Source organism: Paraburkholderia strydomiana (assembly GCF_031456815.1).
GTDB classification, from domain to species: Bacteria; Pseudomonadota; Gammaproteobacteria; order Burkholderiales; family Burkholderiaceae; genus Paraburkholderia; species Paraburkholderia caledonica.
In genome coordinates, this window is record NZ_JAVDVL010000008.1 from 26,503 (window position 1) to 48,004 (window position 21,502).

The window sequence follows — 21,502 nt, forward strand, 5'->3', positions numbered from 1 at the left end:
TGCGTTGAGTCAGTTTTATGTCATCGAAAGGTTTTAAACGGCCCGTTGGCAACGACAGTGGCCGAAATGCCGCAGCGCGGAGCCTATTAAACGCTTAATGCACGCATACTCCCTGTTTCCAATCAGAAAGTCCAACCATCATCTGCAATTGCGCCGACAGCCAAATCGGTAGCCGAGGCGCTAACTTCACGATCCGCGCCAAATGTTATTATCGGAAACAGCAAACTACCGCTCAGATAGCAACGAAAGCAGCAGACCTCATGGACACCCAGATCACCAAGCCCGCTGAACCCTCGACGACCGATCTTGGCCGTCGCGTCCGCGCTGCCCGCCAGTCGCAGGATTTGACGCTCGAAACGGCGAGCCGCCTTTGCGGCGTTTCCCGCTCGACTTTATCCAAAGTGGAAAACGGCCTCATGTCCCCCACTTTCGACGTCCTGCAAAAGATCGTCCTCGGGTTGAAGATCGAAATCGGCGAGTTATTCGGCTCGATGCCCAAAGTGAGCGCAAGCGGACGTCGCGCGCTAACGCGCAAAGGCGAAGGGCAACGTCACGCGTATCGCGGCTATCAGATGGAGTTGCTTGCGACCGACCTCGCGCACAAAGCAATGCTGCCGTTCCGAATCCGCATCTCGGCGCACACGCTGGACGCGTTCGACGACTGGGGCCGTCATGAAGGCGAAGAGTTTTTGTACGTGATCAGCGGCAGCGTGTGCCTTCACTCCGAGTTGTACGCCCCGACACATCTGAACGCCGGCGACAGCCTGTACTTCGACAGCCGCACCGGCCACGCCGCGGTCTCGACAAGTGAAGAGGATGCCGAAGTATTATGGATGGCGACCAGCGCCGACATTCCGCAAGCACCGGCCGTTAATGAGTCGCCGAAAAAGCAGCGCGAAATCTGACTTCAGGCGCCGGCCTGCTCGCGCGCCCGCGCGAGCGCGCTGAGGTTACCTTCACCGAATCCATGATGTCCCTGGCGTTGCACGATCTCGAAGAAAATCTCGCCGGCACCGCGACGCACGAAGGTCTGAAAAAACAGCAGCGGCACGCCGTCCAGGCCGATCTCGCCATCCACCAGAACGTGCGTGCGCTTTAGCCGCTCGACGTCGAGACCGTGTCCTGGCAAGCGCGCGTCCAGCTGCTCGTAGTAGCGCGGAGGCGGCTCGACGAATTCCACGCCGTTTGCAAGCAACTGCTCGACGCACGCGAAAATATCGTCTGCGGCAAGCGCCAGGTGCTGCACGCCCTCGCCCGGATGATCCGGCAAATACTCGTGCATCAGGTCGGTCCGGCGCGTGCCCTCTTCGTACAGCGGGATGCGGATCGCACCGCACGGCGACACCATCACACGCGATTCGGCCGACACATGCCAGTTCGCGTGCAGCTCATGAATCTCGCGGAAGTTGAGCAGGTCGCGGTAAAAGTCGAGCCATTCCTGCATGCGACCCTCGCCGACCGTTTGCGTCAGATGATCCACGGCGACGAGACCCGTGCCTGCATGGCTGAGGTCGGCGTGCGCAGTGTCGATCTGGATCGGACGGAAATCGATGTCGAAGATCGAGATATCGCCAAGGCCTCCGCGTTGCCCGCCGCGTCCGCGCCAACGGTCGACAAAGTAGATATGCGAATCGCCAATGCCTTGAATCGCCGGGATCAGCAACTCGCCGGCGCCAATTCTCTCGCCTTCGAAAGCCCACGCGCCGAGTTCGATCGCGCGGTCGAAAGCGCGTTGCGCGTCGGCCACGCGAATGCCGATCGCGCAAATGCCCGCGCCGTACTCTTCGGCATAGCGCGCAGCAAACGAATCGGGCTCCGCGTTGATCAGGAAATTCATTTCGCCCTGCCGGAACAGGGTGACGTCCTTGCTGATGTGGCGTGCGATTGCCTTGAAGCCGAGCTTGGTGAAAGTCTCGCCCAGCGCCTGCGGATCGCGCGAGGCAAACTCCACGAATTCCAGCCCGGCCGTACCGAGCGGATTGTGCTCAGGCGCCGACACGGCGCGAAGCGCGGCGTCTGGAGTGGGCAAGTCGCTAGGCATGGCAATCTCCTTGTACTGTCTTACGACGCTGTTTCCAGTGTTTCCGATGTCTTTGCAACCCGTCTCGACTCGCAGCGCGGCGCTGCATCGCGCGGTCGGCGACGGCTTTTGCAACGTGTTTGTACACCGGCTAGCGTGACGTTCGCAACTTCATTTTGTACTGACTGGTTCACAGAGCCGCAGCCGGTGCGCGCGCGCAGCTAATTGCGTAGCACCGTTCGCTGCGCTTTGTGCATCAAGTTGTCGACGTTGTGCGGCGCGCACGCTTGCGTGCAGCGTTGCCCGCGGGCCTGCTCGCGCTCGCGGCCATTCGCAACTGAGCAACTTCTCGCACAGCGTCGATAAAAGCCCTTCCCACTGCTGACGGCTGCGTGTCCGAGCGCCGGATCAAGCCAACCGGCTCGCCGGTGCCCGCGAACGGCAACGGAAGACGCACAAGCATGCCGTGCGCCAGTTCGTACTCCACCGCGCTGAGCGGCACAAACCACACGGCGTCGTTCTCGAGCGTCAGCGCACGCCCGGTCGAAACCGACAGCACTTCCACGAACGCCGACAGCGGCGGCACACCCCAGGCGCTCAACAAACTTTCCGCCGACTGCCGGATCAGCGTTCCGAACGGCGGCAACACGACTGTGAAATCCTGCAATGCGGCCGAGGGTAAACCGGGCGCTGCATCGAGCGGATGCCCCGCGCGCACGACTGCAATCAGCGGTTCGGTGAACAACTGCTCGAAGCTCAGCCCCACCATTCGTTCGGGATCGGCTAGTCGCCCGATGGCAAATTCGATCGTGCCCGCTTTCAGGCGCTCGAGCAATTCGGGATTTGCGCCGGTTGCAAGGCGCACGATCACGCGCGGCCAGAGAGACGCGAAACGCTTGAGCACGGGCGGTATCAGCGCCGCCGCGACAGTCGGCAGAATCCCGACTTCGAGCGTGGCCGCGGCCGCGCCTTCCGCGCGCGCGAGCAGATCGACGCCCTGCCGCAACGCACTGACGCACGCGCTTGCATGGGGCATGAAGAGTTGCCCCTCCCGCGTGGGCACCGCCCCGTGACGGCCACGCTCAAAGAGTTTTACGCCCAGAATGGTTTCGAGTTCCGCGACCGTCTTGGAGACGGCCGGCTGCGTAATCGAAAGGCTGTCAGCGGCCCGCTGGACGCTGCCGAATTGGGCTACGGCCAGAAAGCACTGTAGATGACGGAATTTGACGCGGCTGTCCGCGAGACTGCGTTGCATAACGGAAGGTTATACGAAAAGCGCCAAAACGTCATTTTTCATAACCGTCCAGTTTGGATAAAGTCCGTTGATAAGCCTTATCCCACAAATCCCGAAGGAGACACTGATGGACGATTCCTTTCTCAGCGCGCGCGATTTCGCGTCGCATCCCGAATACATCTATCCCGGCTACGGTTCCTCGGTTAAACGCGGCCCGACACGCCCGCTGATTCCGCTGAAGGAAAAGCTGCGCGATCAGCGCGTGCCCGTCTACGGCACCGAAGACCTCGGCGCGCTCGACAGCGATCTCACGCGCAACGCGGTCCGTAACGGCGAACCGCTTGGCGAACGCATCATCGTGACGGGGCGCGTGCTGGACGAGGGCGGACGCCCGGTGCGCAACACGCTCGTGGAAATCTGGCAGGCGAATGCGGCTGGCCGCTATGTGCATAAAATGGATCAGCACGACGCGCCGCTCGATCCGAACTTCCTGGGCGCAGGCCGCTGCATCACGGACAACGAAGGCCGCTATCGCTTTCTGACGATCAAGCCGGGCGCATATCCGTGGGGCAATCATCCGAACGCGTGGCGCCCGAATCACATTCACTTCTCGCTGTTCGGCGAGCATTTCGGCTCGCGCCTCGTCACGCAGATGTATTTTCCCGGTGACCCGCTGCTGGCGTTCGATCCGATTTTCCAGGGCACGCCTGAGCAGGCCCGTGATCGACTGATTGCGAAATTTTCGCTCGATACCACGCAAGAGGCCTACGCGCTCGGCTACGACTTCGACATCGTGCTGCGCGGCCGTAACGAAACTCCGATGGAGCGCTAAGCCATGACCACTCTCAAGCAAACGCCCTCGCAGACGGTCGGACCGTATTTCGCGTACGGCCTGTGCCCGCAGCAATACGATTTCGACTTCAAGAGCCTGTTCACGCCAGTGGTGGCCGACCGCGAAGCGGCGGGCGAGCACATCACGATCGTGGGACAGGTGTTCGACGGTGACGGCAAAGTGATCGGCGACGCCATGCTGGAAGTGTCCCAGGTCGACGCCGATGGCCACTACCCCGAATCGCGCGAGGAAATTCTCAAGACCGGCTTTCGCGGCTTTGCACGCGTGGGCACGGGCACGGACCCGCAAAAGCGCTTTGTCGTCGAGACGGTCAAACCGGGCCGCGTGAGCCCTGACGAGGCGCCCCATTTAAACGTCATCGTGACGATGCGCGGCATGCTGCTTCACACGTTCACGCGCATTTATTTCGAGGACGAAGCGCAAGCCAACGAGCGCGACCCCGTGCTGACGGCAGTTCCGGCCGACCGGCGTGAAACCCTGATCGCGTGCCGCGAGCCGAACACCGCCAACGTGTATCGCTTCGACATCTATATGCAAGGCGACAAGGAAACGGTTTTTTTCGACCTGTAACGCGATTCCCCTACGCTTTCGTAAAGCTTTCACCTAGACTGAAAGTGATCCGTCTAGCGACTGGATCGCGAAACTCCGAGTAGTTGAGCCCGCCTTGCGCGGGCTTTTTTTGCGCCTGCAGAAAAGCGCGGGCATGAGTCATTAGTCAGTGCAATGAGCAACGCAGCCAGCGGCGAATCGTGATCACGTCCGCGATATGATCTCGTGGACCCGGCGCACCCAGCACGACAATGTCGATCGCCCTGCCGTGCACGATCATTCGCACGACGACGCAGTGCCCCGCTTCGTTAATGAACCCTGTTTTCTGCAATACGATCGACCGGTCGCCGCCCCGCACGAGCGCATTCGAGTTGTGATAACTCAAACGCGTGCGCGGTCCGCCGGGAAACACTAATTGATCCCGGTCGGTCGAATAAGCGCGGATCAACGGATAGCGGCTCGCGGCAGCCACGAGGCGAGCAAGATCTCGCGCCGTCGATACGTTTTGCGGTGACAGCCCCGTGCCATTTACGAACCGCGTGTGCCGCATGCCGAGTGCGCGCGCCTTCGCATTCATCGCGGCGACAAAGCTCGGCCGGCCGCCGGCGTAATCGCGGCTCAACGCCGCGGCAGCGCGATTCTCCGACGACATCAGCGCGATATGCAGCATGTCATCGCGCGGCAGCACCGAACCAACGCTAAGCCGTGATCCGGTGAACTTGTCGAAGTCCTGATCCTGAACAGTAACGTTGAGCGGCTCATTCAGTGAGCGCCTTGCATCGAGCGACACGACGGCCGTCATTAGTTTGGATATCGAAGCAATTGGCATGACGCGATCGGCCTGCTTTTCTGCGAGCACCGTGTGCGTTCTTTCATCGACAACGAAGACTGAACGCGACCGTAGCAATGCGCGCGACCTGGGCGTATATCCGCAGCGAGGCAAAAGACGAAGGCTCGCATGCTTCGTACGAGCCGAAAGCGTTGCATTAGCGATTACGCGTGCGGCCGACGCAGGCCGCCGGTTGCGATGCGCAGCCAGTTTGGCAGGGTGTCTGGAAGCGCGCGGCTCGCGTGCGGTGCGCGATGCCTGACGGCGCGACTTGGGCGTGAGCTTGCTCGCGTGCGGTGAACGCTCGTCGTCGGTGACATGCTTGCGCCTGCGTGTGACGCGCCGCCGCGTCTCGCCAGTCGTGACTTTTTTCACGTTACGCGTATAGCCAAGCGAAGAATGCCGTGGAGACTCGTGAGTCGCGCCGAATGTCCAGCCGATGCTCAGCCACAAGAGGCCAAATATCGCGATATAGCGGAGCCAGGCAGAAGAACCAAAAGCAAATGTAGGAGTTTGTGGGCGGTATGGCATGCAACTTCAGGTTCTGTGCCGCGTGCGCCGGTTATTCGGAGAACGGAATTGGCGCACAGTCAACAACGACTCGTAGATATCATGGAAGATCGCTTGCACGATCAAAGGCGCCTGTATGAAGCGGAATTCGTCGCGATAGCAGGAATTGCGTCCGCCTGCCTCAGTGTTCTAAGGCAGCTTTAACATATCGAAGCCGATTCTAGCATTCGCATAATGTTGCTTGCAGCGAATGCGTATGTCTTTACACTGCTTGTACTGCTTGTTAGATGAGAGCCGCGCTCTCATGCTATGTTTGGACAACACGCGCTATTCATATGCAACCGACGGAGACACTGCCATGCCAGCATCGACCGCTATTCTCACCATTCTCGCCGCGCTGTTATTAGGCGCAATGAGTCCGGGACCGAGCTTTGTCATCGTCGCGCGCAATGCGATCGGTCTGTCTCGCGGCGATGGTCTTGCGACGGCGCTCGGCATGGGCATTGGCGGGGTCTTCTTTAGCGGCATTGCGCTGCTCGGCTTATATACGTTGCTCGCTACCGTCGAATGGCTTTACATCGGGCTCAAAGTAGCCGGCGGGCTTTATCTGATCTATCTGGCCTCGAAGATCTGGCGCGGCGCCGCCAAACCGCTCGCGTTCGACGCCACGCAAACCGTTACCACGAATCCGCGCAAATCGTTCTGGATCGGCCTTAGTACCCAACTGAGCAATCCGAAGACGGCGGTCTATTACGGCAGTATCTTCGCGGCGCTGTTGCCGCAACATCCGCCGCTGTGGTGCTACTTTGCATTGCCGCCCGCGATCTTCGCCATCGAAGCAGGCTGGTACACAGTCGTCGCGCTGTGCTTTTCGAGCAGGCGTCCGCGCGAGATCTATCTGCAATGGAAGGCGTGGATCGATCGTGTCGCCGCAAGCGCGGTGGCCGCGCTTGGCTTGCGTCTGATTGTGACCGCGCACAAGGTCGGCATCTAAATCATCCTCGCGTCAGCCGCGTACCGATGGTCGCGGCGACAGGTGAAGACAAGGGCAAGCCGCTAGCGGGGCCGCATTGCGGCGCCTTCGCCGCGCTCAATGGAGCCGCCCAACAGAACAGTTACAAGTTAACTGTTGACGCTGCTGTGCCGGAGCGGTTACTGTGGCACCCGAAGTTCAAGAAGTTCGATTGCTGTTCATCAATGTCTCGCTCTCTCAGCGGTATTCGTTGTCCTCTCCCTCCTTGACGCTTCTAACGCTCCTTCACAGAGCACATTTTCAATTTTATTTCCTCAAGGATTCTTCATGGATACCGGTACCGTTAAGTGGTTCAACGACAGCAAAGGCTTTGGCTTCATCACCCCGGACAAGGGCGGCGACGACCTGTTCGCGCACTTCTCCGAAATCAGCGGCAACGGCTTCAAGACGCTCGCTGAAAATCAGAAGGTGAGCTTCGAAACGAAGCAAGGCCCGAAGGGTCTGCAAGCGGCCAACATCACGCCGCTGTAAGCTAGTTTGAAGGGCTCGGTGTCCGGCAACGGACATCGGGCTGCAGCGACATCCTCGCGGAGCTTTGTCTCCCACAGTTGGCGCGAATCGCTTTTGAGTTGCATGTATCAGGGCAGCTCGCTCAAGCGCCAATCGCCTCGTTGCTCCTCATTCTCCCCTCGGCTTGAACGCCCTCTGTAGCTTTCCGACTGCGTTCTGATTCGGCTCGCAATGGCTTTGAATCGACTCGTCCGCGCGACTCAATAGAAGTTCGCACGGCAGGCGCACTCGCACATTATTAAAATATAAAATGCAAAACCAACAAATTCACCTTTACAACGGCTATGCCATCAAACCATCGGCGCATCGCTTGCCCGACGGTACATTCTCGTCCAACCTTTTGCTCGAGCGCGCCGACAGCGCACGCGCTGAAGGGCTTTACCAGTTCTATTCGCTCGACTACTTCACCGACGAAGAGCAGGCATTGCAGCACTCCGCACGTTGGGCGCACGAATGGGTCGATACACGCGGTTGACGCACATTTAGCGCGGCGAAACCGGCCGCGAATGCCTGCGTCTCGCAAACGGAGTTCAGACGAACTCTTTAGCCGTTAGCATGACGGCTGCATCTAATATTCGTTTCAGCGCAGGCAACTCTTCCTTCAAGCGATCGCTCAGATCGCTACCCCGCCTGCACCGGCACTCCTACGTCAAGAAACTGGCGGCTCCGGGAACATCGCATTAGCGATACGCGTCCCGGCGCCCAATAGCTTTGCGAAGCTTGCGCGGACTATTGCGCCCCCCCTGAATGACGAATGAATGCCTGAAGTCGAGGCATTCATCTCCGTCGGAAAACAAACTCAATTGGCGCGCGGCACGAGTCGCTTCTCTTCCGAACAGCGAGACTATCTGTCGTTCGTTTTATGCGCAATGCATTCAAAGCGCGCACATACAGACCCACCGCAAATAAAGCATTCGAAGTTGAAAGACGCTTCTTCAAAAAATACTAAAGATTTTTCTTTTGCTGCCGTTTAAATCGGTGCGCGATTCTGCGCGGGCATATCGAGAGTTCAACAATCATTTTGCGGAAGCTACGGTCCGCACGCTAAATATCATAATGAAAATGAAAGAAAAACTACCTTTAGTCATTGCCGCGTTCGGTTCATTTACGCTCGCTGCGTGCGGCGGTGGCGGAGGCGACAGTTCGCCGCCTGCTCAAACCGCTGCGCCGGCCACGAGTGCCAGCGCACCGGCGCCCTCGTCGGCGCCCGTCGTCGCGGGCGAGTCGCTGCCCAGCCTGACGTCCCCGCAGGCCGGCTCGACTGCCGCCACGGGCAATGGCTTCGAGGGCATCTGGACGACTTCCTCGTCCTCGCGGACGACCGCCATGGTGGACCCGGCGAACAACATCTCCTACCTGAGCGGCATCTTCACGGTCGTCACATCGACCTTCTTCGGCATCGCGGCACCCGCGGAGCCGAACTGGACATTGACGAGCGGTTTCGAGAGCACAGGTGGCTTCCGCTATACGGCCTCGTCGGGAAGCGGAACGTACAGCGCGAAGCAAACCTTGAACGGCAGCTATGTCGCCAACGGCCAAACGGTGAACCTGGCATTGAACTACGATCCGGCGAACGCGCTTGCCGTCACGCAATCGAGCGTAACGGGAACGTGGGCGCAAAGTGGGACGACGCTGACCATTGACGCCGCCGGCGGCTTCACCGGCAACCTCTCCGGCTGCGCCGTCACTGGGACGCTGACATTGACGACGCCGGGTTCGAACAAGAACCTCTACACGATGACGGTGAGCGGCACCACGAGTACCTGCTTGCTGGCTTCCGGAACGACTTACTCCGGTAACGCCGCTATCACGTTCCTGCCCGTTACCGGCAGCACGACGCTGTATCAACGTTCGATCGTCTATCTGATCAAGGCAGCCGATAACTCGGTGATTGCCTACGGCCAGGTGACGAAGCAGTAAGCCGTTTATGGGCCGCAGCAGCCCGGCAAGTTGTCCGGCTGCTGATTGGCTCGTTTCAAAAGAACTGAGGTTCGCTTCGCGCGGACTTCAGTTCTCCGCGTCTCTTTCTAGTGCCGTTGCCGAAAGACCGGAGCTCTATCTGAACTACCGTTTCGTCAATCGTGCGTGTGAGCGCACCCCAGCGAATGCCAGATCTCCCAAGCCAAAGCCGAACATTTGACTACGCCGGCAGCGGCACACCGGCAATATGGCGGCTAAGGCGTTGCGCCTGCTTATAAACCGCGTGCATTAGCAGTGTCGTGTTGCGTGACGGAGGGGAGAACTTCGAATAGACAAAGGTTGCAACGAGCTCCAGCTCCTCGATCAACGGACGTATGACGAGGCCGTGATCGTCTGCGGCGAACTCGTCGACAATGGCTAATCCGAGACCGCCCTTCACCAGCGCCAGCGCCTGGTCTGCGCGCGTCACATCTACGACGGATTGCAGTTCTACATTGGCTTGCTGGCATGCGCGCGCGATCATCGTGCCGAACGGAATATCGCGCCTGAAAAGAATCATCGGCTCACCAACGAGATCGGCGAGCGCAATGGGCTCCGCTTCGGCCAGACGATGACGAGGCGGCACGACGCAGACCATCCTGCCACGCATGAACGGCACGACGTCGAGGTGTTCATGTTCGATCGGCATCGATGTCACCGCCACATCCACGGCCTTACTCAGCACCTCGAGCGGCATGTCCGCCATAAGCGTGGTATGCCAGTCCACGCTCAAGCCTGGCAATTGCCGTTTCAATTCGACGATCGCGGGTGCAACGATCGACGTCGCCAACGACGGGCTGCAGGACACCCGCAACAAACTAGCGGGCCCGAGCGACAGCGCCCGCGCGAATTCGTCGACTGAGAGTGCCGCTTGGTAGACCTGCTCGACTTCCCTGAATAGCGCCTGCGCCTCCGCAGTGGGTACCAGCCGGCCTTTCGCCCGCTCGAAAAGCCGCAGGCCGAGGTTCGTCTCCGTGTGAGAGATGAGCTTACTCACAGCAGGCTGCGACACGTAGAGCATTTTTGCTGCGGCGTTGATGGACCCCGTCAGCATGACCGCACGAAATACCTCCATCTGCCTGAGCTTGAACCGCATGCGTTCTCCGTGCCGCGTAGCCGGCCTATTAACAAAAAGTTATAGGGTAGCTGAAACTCGGCATACGACAGGCTTGCGGTAAATCCCTAGTATCTGTTCAACGGGAGCCTGACTCCCCGCATTGCGCGACACGCATAACGCCCGCAGTCTGCAAGCCGCACGCAGCGGAAACGGGCGCCGCGAAGAACGCACCAAAGAGAACAGGATGGAGACACGATGAATCACGCAACCCAGTCCGCAGACGCGACGATCAACGTTGCCACCGCGACGCGGAGAACCCGAGCCCGCTTCCAGATACTTGCGCTGCTCGCGATCGGCACAATGATCAACTATCTGGACCGTAGCGTCGCCGGAATTGCCGCGCCGAGCATGAGTCACGAACTCGGCCTTAATCCGGCGCTAATGGGCGTGATCTTTTCGGCGTTCTCCTGGACATACACGGCATCACAGATTCCCGGCGGCGTGATGCTGGACCGCGTCGGCACACGGTGGACCTATTTCTTCGCGCTCACGCTCTGGTCTCTCTTCACGGGATTGCAGGGGTTGGCGACCGGCTTCATATCGCTGCTGATCATGCGTCTACTGATAGGCGTTGCTGAAGCGCCGTGCTTTCCGACTAACAGCCGGGTAGTCGCTATCTGGTTCCCGCAAAGCGAGCGCGCCCGCGCAACCGGCATTTACACATTCGCGGAATACGTCGGGCTGGCCTTCCTGAGTCCCTTGCTGTTCTGGCTCGAACAGCAATATGGATGGCGTGCGCTATTCGGCATTGTCGGAACGGTCGGAGTGCTGTTCGGCGGCATCTGGCTGATGCGTTTTCACGAGCCGCATCAATCGAAGAGCGCAAATCGGGCCGAGCTGGACTACATCGCGAACGGAGGCGGCGTCGTAGACGGCAGCCAGAAAGCTACTCATTTCCGCTGGGCCGACATTGGTGCACTCCTGAAACGGCGAAGCATGCTCGGCATTTGTGTGGGCCAGTTCGCTTGCAATTCGACCAACGTGTTCTTTCTCACATGGTTCCCGACTTACCTCGTGACAGAGCGCCATATGCCGTGGTTGAAGGTCGGGCTGATTGCTGTGCTTCCGTTCATCGCCGCATCGGTGGGCACACTTGCAGGCGGCTGGATCTCCGACTCCATGTTGCGGCGGGGTATTTCCCTCAACTGGTCGCGCAAGCTGCCCGTTATCGCCGGTCTGCTCGCCGCATCGAGCATAGTCCTCGCGAACTACGTGGAATCGACGGCAACGGTTATTGCGATTCTTTGCGTCGCCTACTTTGCACAGGGCATGTCCGCACTCGCCTGGATGATCGTTTCCGACATTGCGCCAAAGGGATTGCTTGGTTTGAGCGGCGGCATTTTCAATCTCTTCGCGAATGCGGCGGGCATCGTCACGCCGCTCGTAATCGGACTGATTGTCAACGCAACAGGTTCGTTCGTTTATGCGTTGGGCTTCATCTCAGCCGTCACGCTAGCCGGGGCACTTTCGTACATCTTCGTGGTTGGCGATATCAAACGTATCGAGTTGTGAACAACATTTTTCAGCAAAGGAAAGAACCCCATATGACTCGCTCTCTCGACGGGAAAGTCGCCATCGTCACAGGCGCCGCGCGCGGCATCGGGCTCGGCATCGCGCAAAAACTGAAAGCGGACGGCGCACGCGTGGCGGTGTGGGACCTCGATGTGAGCGACTGCGGCGCGCAACGGCTGCAGTTTGAGCCTGATCACATTCAACAGGTGGACGTCGCCTCCATCAGTTCGGTCGAACAGGCTTTCGCGGCCACGCTCGGTACGCTTGGGCAGGTGGATATCCTCGTCAATAACGCAGGGATCAATGGGCCGGTAGCGCCGTGTTGGGAGTATCCAGTGGACGCCTGGCAGCGCGTGATAGCAGTGGACCTGAACAGCGTGTTCTATTGCTGCCGGGTCGCGATTCCGCACATGCGCGCGCGCGGCGGCGGCCGCATTGTCAATGTGGCCTCGATTGCCGGCAAAGAAGGCGTCCAGTTCATCTCAGGCTACTCGGCGGCGAAAGCAGGTGTCATAGCGTTCACCAAGGCGGCCGCCAAAGAACTGGCAAAGGACAATGTACTCATCAACTGCGTCGCGCCCGCAATGGTCGAAACCGAGCTTTTGAGCGAGATGTCCAACGCTCATATCGAGGCGAGCAAGGCCAAGATTCCAATGGGCCGTTTCCTGCAGATCGACGAGGTCGGTGCGATGGTAAGCTGGATCGCCAGCCCCGAATGCAGTTTTACGAGCGGCTTTACCTTCGATCTGACAGGTGGGAGGGCCACGTATTGAACGCCATCATTGCAGCACCGAAGCTTGCAGTCGCGCATCTCACCGCGCTTGAACTTGCGCCTACGGAATGGGTGGTCGAAGCCGCTCGCGCCGGGTTCGACGCAGTTGGGCTCAGGTTCAATCCGACTTCACCAGGTGCGATTGCCTATGCCTCGCCTGTGGGCAGCCCGGCGCATCTCGATCTGCGGCGTGTACTTGTCGGCGAAGGTATGACGGTGCATGACGTCGAGTTCATTCCAATGCTGCCCGATGTCGACGTGGCATCGTATGCGCCCATGTTCGATGCGGCGGCCGACCTGGGTGCCAGGTGCGTGACGGTTTCGGGCGACGATCCCAACGCGTCGCGGCTCGCCGCCAACCTGGCGGCTCTGTGCGAAATCGCGGAACAGTATGGCTTGCGTGTCGATCTGGAATTCATGCGCTGGCGCCACGTCGCCACCTTGCAGCAGGCGCGGTCGATCGTGGAGAGCGTGGGGAGCGCAAACCTCGCCGTTCTCGTCGACGCATTGCATCTCACGCGTTCGGGCGGCAATCCGGACGACGTCCGCGCATTGCCCGCCGGCATGGTGCGCGCGGTGCAACTGTGCGACGCCTCGCCGAACGATCCGGTAGGAGACGACGCGACGATTCTCGAAGCGCGCACAGGCCGCTTGCCGCCAGGCGAAGGGGCGCTGCCGCTAAGCGAATTGCTGGACGCGCTGCCTGCCGATACCGCTTTTAGTGTGGAAATGCCGTTGCCGTGGCTGCCTGCGAGAGATCGCCTCAAACTCGCGTATCGAAGCACACGCAATATGCTCGATGCCGCGCGCCTTCGGCGCGAATCTCGCGGAGCGTCTTGTCAATGACTATCTTCGACGAAAAAAAGATCGACTGTCACAACCATATTTTCGATCCCGCTCGCTTTCCCTATCGCGCCGACACCGCGTACAAACCATCGATGCAGGAAATCGGCACCGCTGCGCAGTTTGCCCATGTGATGGACGCATGCGGTGTGCAACACGCGTTGCTCGTAGGACCGACCAGTGGCTACGGCACCGACAATCGCTGCATGCTGGATGCGCTGGCGCGTTATGGCACCCGCTTCAAAGGCATCACCGTGGTGGACCACAATGCGAGCCGCGAAGACATGATCGAGATGAAACGCGCGGGCGTGGTTGGCGCGGCCTTTAATCCGGCGATGCTGGGCGTCGATGCCATGCGTGATGCCGACGCGCTCTTCAATATCCTGGCCGACCTCGATATGTTCGCGCAGATTCAGGTAACGGGCGATCAGTTGGTCGCACTCGAGCCGCTAATCGAACGTACGGCGACGCGAATACTGATCGACCACTGCGGTCGGCCGGACATTGCGGCCGGCATGAAGCAGCGGGGCTTCCAGACGCTTCTCCGTCTGGCCGACTCGGATCGCATCGTCGTCAAAATCTCCGGGTTGCAAAAATTTTCGCAGCTCGAATACCCATATGAAGACGCGCAGACCTTCGCGACGCGGCTTCTCAGCACGTTTGGGCCGGATCGTTGTGTGTGGGGTTCCGACTGGCCGTTTCTGCGCTCGCCAGTGCGGATTGATTACGCTCCGCTGCTCACGCTCGTCGAGCGCCTGATTCCAGATGCCGACGAACGCCGACGAGTGTTGTGGGACACGCCTCGCCGGCTCTTTGGCTTTGAAGCTTCCGCTACGCGTTAGTCATGCATGCGTGTTCAACCGTGCTTATGTGCCGGATCGTTGCAAGTGCACGCGTAATTCGAATCGTTCCACGCATTCCCAAGAATGATGCTGCAGAAGTTCTTCCGACGGAAACCCACGTCCTTCAGCGCAAGCACGTCGTCGTTGACAGTGCCAAAGGTCGAGTCCGGACGGTGCTTCATTCCATCGTTAAAGGCGTTGATGATCTGCTCCTTGAAGTTCTCTCCGCGAGGGTGAGCAGCAACCACCACCTTGCGCTGTTCCTCGGTGAATTCGTCAAATGCAAAGCCGAGCACGTCCATTTCGACGCCTGCCGTCACCAGTTGAACCACCGGCTTCTTGAATGGCGGGATACCCGGCGTGGTATGCAACGCAATCGCGTCCCACACGAGGTCGACATCTCCTTCGGGAATACCGTGCTGCTCGAGGAAGCTACGCGCTGCATTCGCGCTGTCCACCTCGAAGCGGTTCTGTGACGTCCTGAATTGTTCGGTAAGCCCCATATCGTGGAACATGGCGCCGATGTACAGAAGCTCGGGGTCATACTTCAATTGCTTGCGCTCGCCGGTGAGAGCGCCGAAAAGAAACACGCGAGTCGAGTGGTGGAAAAGCAGGTCCGACTCCGTGTCGCGAACGAGTTCGGTGGCCGCACGCGCCAATTTGCTATCGGGGATCTTGATTCCTGCGATCGTCGTCATGTTCGTTGCTCCAATATCTGCCTGATCGAACCGCGCGTCTTATGAGCGGCTCAGCAAGCTATGTTGAGAATCGGGACATGCCTGCCCCGGAGTTCGGATTGCCAGTCTTTCACGCGTTAGTCCAGCCGATGTGTCTATCGCCGAGTACTTCGTCAAAGGAAAACCACAAGCCAAGTATCGGACCGCGACAGCCGACTTTCAATTCGATTGATGCCCGGAACACGGCCAACAAAACAGTGTTTTCTGCCAAGGCCGGTGTGTGCGGGCCTGGCAGGGTCTCAACAGGACGAAGCACGTGGTCACGCTGCACGAGGCTGCTTTTCAATTCATGGTGAGTTGCATGCCATGCATTTCGGTGTTCACGATTGATCGCTTGTGACCGGTTTGACCATGTGGCCCGCTGAACCAATTTGCGCGCCTGCGGCCTCTCGTACGCAGGGGCCATCCGCCTCATCCGAGGCGGATGCGCGACGACAGGAGACGAACAGCCACTACGAATCGAACCCCAGGAACCGCGCGAAGTTCTCAACGGGTTCGCGTCCTGTTTCCAGACGGCTGACAGGGGAGTCGCAGTCAGACAATCCCATACTCATTCCGCACACCACTTCATAGTTCGCAGGAAGCGCCAGGTGTTCCGCAATCACGTTCTGGAATCTCGCAAACGAAACCTGCGGACACGTGTCGAGATCTACCGCTTGTGCTGCCACCATGACGGTCTGTATAAAGATGCCGTAATCCAGCCAGCTGAACTTTGTCAGCGCTGAATCGATTGAAAAGATCAGGCCCACAGGCGCGCCAAAGAAATCGAAGTTTCTCGCAGTCACACGCGCACGCTGTTGCACATCATGCTTGGGCACACCGAGCACACCGTAATATGCGGCGCCAAACGCTTCCTGCCTTCTTCTCATCGCTTCCGGCAAGACCTCGGGCATGTGCGTGAGCGGAGGATGGCGATTCTCTTCGTGTGCCTGCTTCAGAACATTGCTCAAAGCGGACTTTGCCGGTCCCGCGAGAACATCGACCCGCCAGGGCTGGGTGTTCGAATTGCTCGGGGCGCAGCTTGCCACTTCGAGAATCTGGTCAATGACGTGTCGCGCAATTGGATCGGGTCTAAAGGCTCTGACGGCCCGGCGTGATCGAATCACCGAGTCAACCACACGCGCGTCAGGGTTGGTGTTACGGTCGGTTCTCATAGGTCAATGCCAATGGATAGTGTGCCGCCAACACCACTTGCAGATAACGAAGCGCGTGGCGGCTGCATAGATGGATGCGAATCCGCATCGTAAAAGGCATCGCAACTGAACACATCGCGATACCGTGAAAAGTTGAGGTACTGCATCGGATCAGAACGTGTGCCGCATACCCACGATTGCTCCTAGCTGTCCGACGCCCGGCGCAGGCGTCGTCCCGCCACCGCCCGCGCTGACCGAATAGCGCGCGTGCGCGCTGTTCCATAGATAAGCCACGTTGCCGTATACCGCTGTTCTCTTCGACAGGAAGTAAGTCGCCCGCATGCTCGCCATGGTTGCACGTGCATTGTGCTGCTCGACGAGCACGCGATACGCCTCTCCATCAAGCGCAAATGCGGGGGTCACGTAGTACTGCGCCCCAATAAAGAAAAGATCTGAGTGCACGTCGCCGCCGGGCGCATCGCTTTCTACGCGACGACCTAACCATCCTGCGCCGAGCTTTACGCCCGCAACATTCACATAACCATTTGCCTGAAGACGCGCGTCCTTATCGCCGCTAGAAGATGTCTTGAAAGGCACTACGCCGTCAAAGAAGTTGGCCGCCGCATTGGTGCCGCCACGCTGCTCGTCGTAGGCGGTGGCGACGCCAAAGTAGGCGCCGTCGTACTTGAGCATCGCGCTCCATTGGCGGCACTGGTTGACATCGCCGGGCACCTGACCTGCGCAAGTGCCTTGCCCTGGCGAATTGCCCGTGCCCGTACTGTCGCGTCCAAACGACCATGACGCGCCGATCGTCACGCCGCGGAACTTGCCCTTGTAGACGATGGTGTTATCACTTCTGGCGTTCGGTATATACGCGTCAAGTGCGCCGATGCCATAGATGTCGGGGCCGAGAATATCCGCATCGGAAATGGCCCAGTACGTCATCGTGTACTGGCGGCCGAAACTCAGAGCACCCCATGGCCCTTCCAGTCCCACCCACGCCTGTCGTCCGAACAGACGGCCGCCCTGCCCCGAGTCGCCGCCACGCAAGTTGAAGCCGCTTTCAAGAACGAACGACGCCTTGAGTCCACTGCCGAGGTCTTCAGAACCACGCATCCCCCAGCGCGACGGCAATTCCCCGGTGATGCCCGGCATGCGCACGACATAACCTCCTGCTGCATTCGCGTGGGACACGTATTCGACGCCCGTATCCAACACGCCGTAGAGCGTCACGCTGCTTTGTGCAAATGCCGAAGCGCTGAACAGTCCCGCCGCCAATATCACCGCCCTGCCATATTTCATGAAGTCTCCTGGACCGCGTCTCGTTTGTTTGAATGACGAAGCTGCTCGTCACGAATGCATGGCGGCGAGATTAAAGTCGGCCAATGAACACGACAACGGGGAAACCCCTAAAGCGAGAGGCCGTCCGCAATGAAGAGAGAAAATGCGTCGGGCAAATCCTTCTCCGATTCAAGCAGGCAAGCCACGTTTTCTCTCAATGGTCCTAAGCACTCACAAAGTCTCAATTGAAAAAACGAACATCCGCCAACGACGCCTCAGATGCAGTTCTGCCCTGAAATGTCTTCAATCCAATATTGAACAATGTGAATCGATGCGTTCCGCGCCTCACGCACGACGTTCAAGACTCCCGGCCTCATATGCATCGCGTGCAATCCGGCGTTGCAGAAAGTTCGCTTCATTAGCCGTCTCCCCTATGGCATCGTGAATACGGCATGCACATCAAGGAGAAACTGGAATGTCGCAAACTGCAATCATCAGCAATAAGGATCAACTCGTCGCACGCTGTCTGCCCTTTCTTGAGGAAGTGAAAGACATGACGACGAATACAGACGTCGAGCAATGGCTGAACTCGAAGTACGGCGTCGATAGCGATTTGTATAAGGATCTTGCGCGGCTGATCAGGATCGGCGTGCAAGAGGGTTGGGCGGCCGACGTCGAAATCTCGGGCCCCCGATATCGGCGCGCTCGACTTGTCGAGCCGTGCGCGAAGACCTTCTTTTTCAGCATCACCGCAGTGCTGATGGATAGCACCGGTAACACGCAAAACAATCCGGAGAACAGCTTCCGCGGCGACTATCATGCTCACCCGTATGGCGAGTTCAATATGGTCGTGCCAGTGGACGAAGGCGCCGCGCTCGCCGGGCCGAACGGCTGGTGCTATGGCGGTTGGACGGCGCCCGCGCCGGGCAGTCATCACTATCCCGAGGCGAAAGGCGGCGCCGTGATTGCGCTCTTTTTCCTGCCGGCAGGCCGCATCTCGTACAACTACGACGCGCCCGCGAAATGAAAGTAAAGCGAGCCTCACTCGAGGCTCGCCTGTTTGTTCCTGCTCACTGCCTGCCGTCAATGCACAAGCGATTCACGTTCCGATGATTCCACTGCGGTCGTACTCGAACTCGTTGCCTGCTTGATCAGTAACGCGACGCACGACACTGCGCCCGCTATGGCGACCACCGTAAAGATGCTTTCCAGACCGACTTGCTGTCGGGACAACTCCGCGACGAGAAACGAACCGGCAATTCCGCCGAAGCGCCCGACACCGAGCATCCACGCAACGCCTGTCCCGCGCCCCGCCGTGGGATAGAAGGCCGCGGCGAGCGCAGGCATCGACGCCTGTGCCGTATTCACTAACGCGCCCGCGACGAACACCGCGCACATCAGCAGCCCGAGATTGCCGACCGCCTGCCCGATTGCGTACACACTGACCGCGCCGAGCGCATAGGCAGCGGCTACGACGCGATTGGGATTGAAGCGGTCCATCAGCATCCCGCATAGCACTGTGCCTACGCCGCCAAGCGGAAACAGCGCGGAAACCAGCGCCGCTCGCTGCGGGCTCAGCCCTGCTTCCTTGAGCAGAACCGGCATCCAGTTGACAAGGCCATAGAAGATCACGAGGCCCATGAAATAGCACAGCCATAACATCAACGAACCCACGAGGAACGAACGCGAGAGCGCTATACGAATGCCACCGCTGCCCGCCGCGTGTTCCACGGTTTCGCGCATGATGAAAGACTCCGCGGCATTCACACTCGCGCTGATCTGAACCAGTACTTTGCGAATCTTGATGGCCGGTTGTCGTTTCGCGACCATATAGCGAATCGACTCGGGCAACTTGAGCATAAGAAGCACCCACAACAGCAAGGGCACCGCGCCGCCGAACAGCAGTACGCTGCGCCAGCCGAAATGCGGAATCATCCATGCCGCCAGAAACCCGCCGAGTGCAGCGCCCAATGGAAATCCGCAGAACATCAGATTGACGATTGTCGCCCGACGCTTGTCCGGACAGAACTCACTCATCAGCGTGACGGCATTCGGCATTGCCGCGCCGAGTCCGACGCCCGTAATGAAGCGCAGTGTTGTCAGCTGCGTCAGGTCGAATGCGAAGGCGGAGCCGAAGCACGATACGCCGAATAGCAGCACCGCCGAGGTCAACACGACACGCCGCCCCAACCTGTCTGAGAGCGGACCCGAAAGCAACGCGCCGCACGCGAGACCGAACAGTGCCGCACTGAGCACCGGGGCGAGCGCTGCTTTGCCGATGTGCCATTCCTGCAGTAGCGAAGGTGCGATAAAACCGATCGCGGCCGTATCGAATCCGTCCATCAGCACGATCAGGAAGCACATTGCAAATATGAGCCGCTGAAATGGCGAAAAGGGATGCTCGTTGATGAGCACTTGTACATCGACTGGTCTTGTCTCTTCCATTGCGTCCTCGCGGAGATTGAACTGCCGGCGCGGCCCGCTCGTTGTGACGCTTGCCGGTTTGATTGAAAAGCCATCCGCTCTCGCGGTTCGCCAGAGTGCCGATACCTGATGAGATGGCAGGTATCGACGGGGACCAAGCTTAGGATCGCCGAAACACCTCTACAACCCGGCGAATCGCGCAAAGACGGCAATCAACACGAACGCGCATCGCCGATTCGTTCGCGCGATATGTGCGCGTTATGCTAAAAAAGGCCGCGTTTTGCAGGGTTTCGGCGATGTTGACGCAGCACTGCTCGCCAGCTCGCGAGCAGTGAATTGTTTGCATAGGTATCTTGAACGAACGGGTTCAGCCGGTACGAACCTGTCTCGCGACATCCGCAAGCTGTTGTCTCAGCCATTGCAGCGCTGGATCGGCGTCATTGCGCTCATGCCAAACAGCGCGCACCGTCACGTTGGGGCATTCATAGGGCGTTGCGCACATCTTCAGTTCGCCATAACGTTCGAGTTCCCGAGCAAGCGACGACGGAACCAGTGCGAGCATCTCGCTGTGGCGGAGCAGCGCGGGAATCGCAAGCGAGTGCGCGACGGACATGCGCATGCGCGGCATGTCGGGCGTGTCGGCGAACGCGCGGTTGAGCGCATCGCGATCGAACATTTCGGACTGCCGCGCCAGGCCACGTTCGACAATAAAGCCGCTTACGGCACCCTCTTCCGAGCCGCCTTGCGAGATCGCCACGAGTGGATACGCGAGAAGATCTTGCTGCGTAACCGCCCGCTCGGCAATCGGATGGTCGCGGTTCACCAGCAGTACGTCTGTCTGCTCCCACAACGCCATCGAGCGAAAGCGCGCTGGTACGTCGGCGAAGATGCCGATTGCAATATCGATTCGACCGACGTCGATCTGCCCTGCCAGGTCGAGCCGCGTAGACGGCCGAACGACCAGGTCCGCGAGCGGCGCTTCCGCGCACAGGCGCTGACTCAGCCGCCCCAATACGAGGGACGTGATGTAGTCGTTGGCGGCCACGACAAACTTGCGTTGCGCGACCTGCGGATCGAAGTCGTCCACACCCAACGCGGCCACGATCTGCTGTAACGCGCCGCGCACCTGGCCTGCCATGCGTAACGCACGCACGGTCGGCTCCATTCCTCTCGCGGTGCGCACGAACAGATCGTCGCCGACTACCTCACGCATGCGCGCGAGCGCATGGCTGATGGCTGACTGACTCAGGTTCAGACGCTTGCCCGCCAGCGCGAGGTTGCGGTCCTCGAATACCGCGTCGAACACGCGCAGCAAATTGAGGTCGATGCGGTTAGCGGACATGG

Annotated in this window: 22 protein-coding genes; 13 read left to right on the forward strand and 9 right to left on the reverse strand. The window is 59.4% G+C overall.

The window, feature by feature from the left end; genetic code table 11:
* Positions 1 to 260 precede the first annotated feature (260 nt).
* On the forward strand, positions 261 to 905 hold the full coding sequence (locus J2W46_RS21235; RefSeq protein ID WP_020068920.1) for a helix-turn-helix domain-containing protein: 645 nt from the start codon (positions 261 to 263) through the stop codon (positions 903 to 905).
* 2 nt (positions 906 to 907) lie between these two features.
* Here J2W46_RS21235 and J2W46_RS21240 read toward each other — a convergent pair whose 3' ends face one another.
* Together J2W46_RS21240 and pcaQ are read right to left on the reverse strand one after the other, a co-directional pair.
* On the reverse strand, positions 908 to 2,041 hold the full coding sequence (locus J2W46_RS21240) for a 4-hydroxyphenylpyruvate dioxygenase family protein (protein ID WP_310355898.1): 1,134 nt from the start codon (positions 2,039 to 2,041) through the stop codon (positions 908 to 910).
* A gap of 235 nt (positions 2,042 to 2,276) precedes the next feature.
* The gene (pcaQ, locus tag J2W46_RS21245) at positions 2,277 to 3,275 is read right to left on the reverse strand and encodes a pca operon transcription factor PcaQ (protein ID WP_204523175.1); all 999 of its coding nucleotides are present in this window, start codon (positions 3,273 to 3,275) and stop codon (positions 2,277 to 2,279) included.
* Positions 3,276 to 3,381: 106 nt separating this feature from the next.
* On the opposite strand from pcaQ, the gene pcaH reads away from it, so the two are divergent.
* Positions 3,382 to 4,086 carry a protocatechuate 3,4-dioxygenase subunit beta gene (gene pcaH / locus J2W46_RS21250; RefSeq protein ID WP_020068917.1) on the forward strand — a complete coding sequence of 235 codons (705 nt, stop codon included), beginning with the start codon at positions 3,382 to 3,384 and terminating at the stop codon, positions 4,084 to 4,086.
* Positions 4,087 to 4,089: 3 nt separating this feature from the next.
* Positions 4,090 to 4,677, forward strand: a complete 588-nt coding sequence (pcaG, locus tag J2W46_RS21255; RefSeq protein WP_310355901.1) for a protocatechuate 3,4-dioxygenase subunit alpha — start codon at positions 4,090 to 4,092, stop codon at positions 4,675 to 4,677.
* A 145-nt stretch (positions 4,678 to 4,822) separates the two neighbouring features.
* Here the strand turns inward: pcaG and J2W46_RS21260 are convergent, their stop codons facing one another.
* A complete protein-coding gene (locus tag J2W46_RS21260; RefSeq protein ID WP_310355903.1) occupies positions 4,823 to 6,016 on the reverse strand; it encodes a serine hydrolase in 1,194 nt (397 codons plus the stop codon).
* A 337-nt stretch (positions 6,017 to 6,353) separates the two neighbouring features.
* Between J2W46_RS21260 and J2W46_RS21265 the strand changes: the two genes are divergently transcribed.
* From J2W46_RS21265 to J2W46_RS21285, 5 genes are all read left to right on the forward strand, one after another.
* Complete coding sequence (locus J2W46_RS21265; RefSeq protein WP_027804774.1) at positions 6,354 to 6,989, forward strand: LysE family translocator; 636 nt, start codon at positions 6,354 to 6,356, stop codon at positions 6,987 to 6,989.
* Between the two features lie 306 nt (positions 6,990 to 7,295).
* Positions 7,296 to 7,499: a cold-shock protein gene (locus tag J2W46_RS21270; protein WP_006047703.1), complete on the forward strand. Its 204-nt coding sequence runs from the start codon at positions 7,296 to 7,298 to the stop codon at positions 7,497 to 7,499.
* A gap of 289 nt (positions 7,500 to 7,788) precedes the next feature.
* Positions 7,789 to 8,013 carry a hypothetical protein gene (locus tag J2W46_RS21275; protein WP_020068912.1) on the forward strand — a complete coding sequence of 75 codons (225 nt, stop codon included), beginning with the start codon at positions 7,789 to 7,791 and terminating at the stop codon, positions 8,011 to 8,013.
* A gap of 283 nt (positions 8,014 to 8,296) precedes the next feature.
* Positions 8,297 to 8,512: a hypothetical protein gene (locus J2W46_RS21280; RefSeq protein WP_193610986.1), complete on the forward strand. Its 216-nt coding sequence runs from the start codon at positions 8,297 to 8,299 to the stop codon at positions 8,510 to 8,512.
* Between the two features lie 82 nt (positions 8,513 to 8,594).
* Positions 8,595 to 9,458, forward strand: a complete 864-nt coding sequence (locus J2W46_RS21285) for a hypothetical protein (protein ID WP_027804773.1) — start codon at positions 8,595 to 8,597, stop codon at positions 9,456 to 9,458.
* 220 nt (positions 9,459 to 9,678) lie between these two features.
* Here J2W46_RS21285 and J2W46_RS21290 read toward each other — a convergent pair whose 3' ends face one another.
* The gene (locus J2W46_RS21290) at positions 9,679 to 10,593 is read right to left on the reverse strand and encodes a LysR family transcriptional regulator (protein WP_310355908.1); all 915 of its coding nucleotides are present in this window, start codon (positions 10,591 to 10,593) and stop codon (positions 9,679 to 9,681) included.
* Between the two features lie 216 nt (positions 10,594 to 10,809).
* On the opposite strand from J2W46_RS21290, the gene J2W46_RS21295 reads away from it, so the two are divergent.
* The 4 genes from J2W46_RS21295 to J2W46_RS21310 are packed head-to-tail and all read left to right on the forward strand — an operon-like array spanning position 10,810 to position 14,583.
* On the forward strand, positions 10,810 to 12,126 hold the full coding sequence (locus tag J2W46_RS21295) for an MFS transporter (protein WP_020068909.1): 1,317 nt from the start codon (positions 10,810 to 10,812) through the stop codon (positions 12,124 to 12,126).
* A 32-nt stretch (positions 12,127 to 12,158) separates the two neighbouring features.
* Entirely contained in the window at positions 12,159 to 12,899 is a 741-nt protein-coding gene (locus J2W46_RS21300) for an SDR family NAD(P)-dependent oxidoreductase (protein ID WP_310355909.1), read from the forward strand.
* Positions 12,896 to 13,744: a sugar phosphate isomerase/epimerase family protein gene (locus J2W46_RS21305; RefSeq protein ID WP_310355910.1), complete on the forward strand. Its 849-nt coding sequence runs from the start codon at positions 12,896 to 12,898 to the stop codon at positions 13,742 to 13,744. The genes J2W46_RS21300 and J2W46_RS21305 overlap by 4 nt, the downstream gene beginning before the upstream one ends.
* Positions 13,741 to 14,583 (forward strand): amidohydrolase family protein, encoded by an 843-nt coding sequence (locus J2W46_RS21310; RefSeq protein WP_310355912.1) that lies wholly within the window; start codon positions 13,741 to 13,743, stop codon positions 14,581 to 14,583. The genes J2W46_RS21305 and J2W46_RS21310 overlap by 4 nt, the downstream gene beginning before the upstream one ends.
* A 14-nt stretch (positions 14,584 to 14,597) precedes the next feature.
* Here the strand turns inward: J2W46_RS21310 and J2W46_RS21315 are convergent, their stop codons facing one another.
* From J2W46_RS21315 to J2W46_RS21325, 3 genes are all read right to left on the reverse strand, one after another.
* Positions 14,598 to 15,281: an HD domain-containing protein gene (locus tag J2W46_RS21315; RefSeq protein WP_027778075.1), complete on the reverse strand. Its 684-nt coding sequence runs from the start codon at positions 15,279 to 15,281 to the stop codon at positions 14,598 to 14,600.
* 491 nt (positions 15,282 to 15,772) lie between these two features.
* Positions 15,773 to 16,474 (reverse strand): nitroreductase, encoded by a 702-nt coding sequence (locus tag J2W46_RS21320; protein ID WP_310355914.1) that lies wholly within the window; start codon positions 16,472 to 16,474, stop codon positions 15,773 to 15,775.
* 150 nt (positions 16,475 to 16,624) lie between these two features.
* Positions 16,625 to 17,755: a porin gene (locus tag J2W46_RS21325; protein WP_310355916.1), complete on the reverse strand. Its 1,131-nt coding sequence runs from the start codon at positions 17,753 to 17,755 to the stop codon at positions 16,625 to 16,627.
* Between the two features lie 454 nt (positions 17,756 to 18,209).
* Between J2W46_RS21325 and J2W46_RS21330 the strand changes: the two genes are divergently transcribed.
* Complete coding sequence (locus J2W46_RS21330; protein ID WP_310355918.1) at positions 18,210 to 18,761, forward strand: 4-hydroxylaminobenzoate lyase; 552 nt, start codon at positions 18,210 to 18,212, stop codon at positions 18,759 to 18,761.
* Between the two features lie 56 nt (positions 18,762 to 18,817).
* Here J2W46_RS21330 and J2W46_RS21335 read toward each other — a convergent pair whose 3' ends face one another.
* Entirely contained in the window at positions 18,818 to 20,179 is a 1,362-nt protein-coding gene (locus tag J2W46_RS21335; RefSeq protein ID WP_310355920.1) for an MFS transporter, read from the reverse strand.
* 346 nt (positions 20,180 to 20,525) lie between these two features.
* Positions 20,526 to 21,500: a LysR substrate-binding domain-containing protein gene (locus J2W46_RS21340; RefSeq protein WP_214881845.1), complete on the reverse strand. Its 975-nt coding sequence runs from the start codon at positions 21,498 to 21,500 to the stop codon at positions 20,526 to 20,528.
* Positions 21,501 to 21,502 lie beyond the last annotated feature (2 nt).

Coding starts and splice junctions, on each gene's coding strand:
- J2W46_RS21235 (WP_020068920.1), top strand. CDS start 261: ATGGACACCCAGATCACCAAGCCCGCTGAACCCTCGACGACCGATCTT.
- J2W46_RS21240 (WP_310355898.1), bottom strand. CDS start 2,041: ATGCCTAGCGACTTGCCCACTCCAGACGCCGCGCTTCGCGCCGTGTCG.
- pcaQ (WP_204523175.1), bottom strand. CDS start 3,275: ATGCAACGCAGTCTCGCGGACAGCCGCGTCAAATTCCGTCATCTACAG.
- pcaH (WP_020068917.1), top strand. CDS start 3,382: ATGGACGATTCCTTTCTCAGCGCGCGCGATTTCGCGTCGCATCCCGAA.
- pcaG (WP_310355901.1), top strand. CDS start 4,090: ATGACCACTCTCAAGCAAACGCCCTCGCAGACGGTCGGACCGTATTTC.
- J2W46_RS21260 (WP_310355903.1), bottom strand. CDS start 6,016: ATGCCATACCGCCCACAAACTCCTACATTTGCTTTTGGTTCTTCTGCC.
- J2W46_RS21265 (WP_027804774.1), top strand. CDS start 6,354: ATGCCAGCATCGACCGCTATTCTCACCATTCTCGCCGCGCTGTTATTA.
- J2W46_RS21270 (WP_006047703.1), top strand. CDS start 7,296: ATGGATACCGGTACCGTTAAGTGGTTCAACGACAGCAAAGGCTTTGGC.
- J2W46_RS21275 (WP_020068912.1), top strand. CDS start 7,789: ATGCAAAACCAACAAATTCACCTTTACAACGGCTATGCCATCAAACCA.
- J2W46_RS21280 (WP_193610986.1), top strand. CDS start 8,297: ATGCCTGAAGTCGAGGCATTCATCTCCGTCGGAAAACAAACTCAATTG.
- J2W46_RS21285 (WP_027804773.1), top strand. CDS start 8,595: ATGAAAATGAAAGAAAAACTACCTTTAGTCATTGCCGCGTTCGGTTCA.
- J2W46_RS21290 (WP_310355908.1), bottom strand. CDS start 10,593: ATGCGGTTCAAGCTCAGGCAGATGGAGGTATTTCGTGCGGTCATGCTG.
- J2W46_RS21295 (WP_020068909.1), top strand. CDS start 10,810: ATGAATCACGCAACCCAGTCCGCAGACGCGACGATCAACGTTGCCACC.
- J2W46_RS21300 (WP_310355909.1), top strand. CDS start 12,159: ATGACTCGCTCTCTCGACGGGAAAGTCGCCATCGTCACAGGCGCCGCG.
- J2W46_RS21310 (WP_310355912.1), top strand. CDS start 13,741: ATGACTATCTTCGACGAAAAAAAGATCGACTGTCACAACCATATTTTC.
- J2W46_RS21315 (WP_027778075.1), bottom strand. CDS start 15,281: ATGACGACGATCGCAGGAATCAAGATCCCCGATAGCAAATTGGCGCGT.
- J2W46_RS21320 (WP_310355914.1), bottom strand. CDS start 16,474: ATGAGAACCGACCGTAACACCAACCCTGACGCGCGTGTGGTTGACTCG.
- J2W46_RS21325 (WP_310355916.1), bottom strand. CDS start 17,755: ATGAAATATGGCAGGGCGGTGATATTGGCGGCGGGACTGTTCAGCGCT.
- J2W46_RS21330 (WP_310355918.1), top strand. CDS start 18,210: ATGTCGCAAACTGCAATCATCAGCAATAAGGATCAACTCGTCGCACGC.
- J2W46_RS21335 (WP_310355920.1), bottom strand. CDS start 20,179: ATGGAAGAGACAAGACCAGTCGATGTACAAGTGCTCATCAACGAGCAT.
- J2W46_RS21340 (WP_214881845.1), bottom strand. CDS start 21,500: ATGTCCGCTAACCGCATCGACCTCAATTTGCTGCGCGTGTTCGACGCG.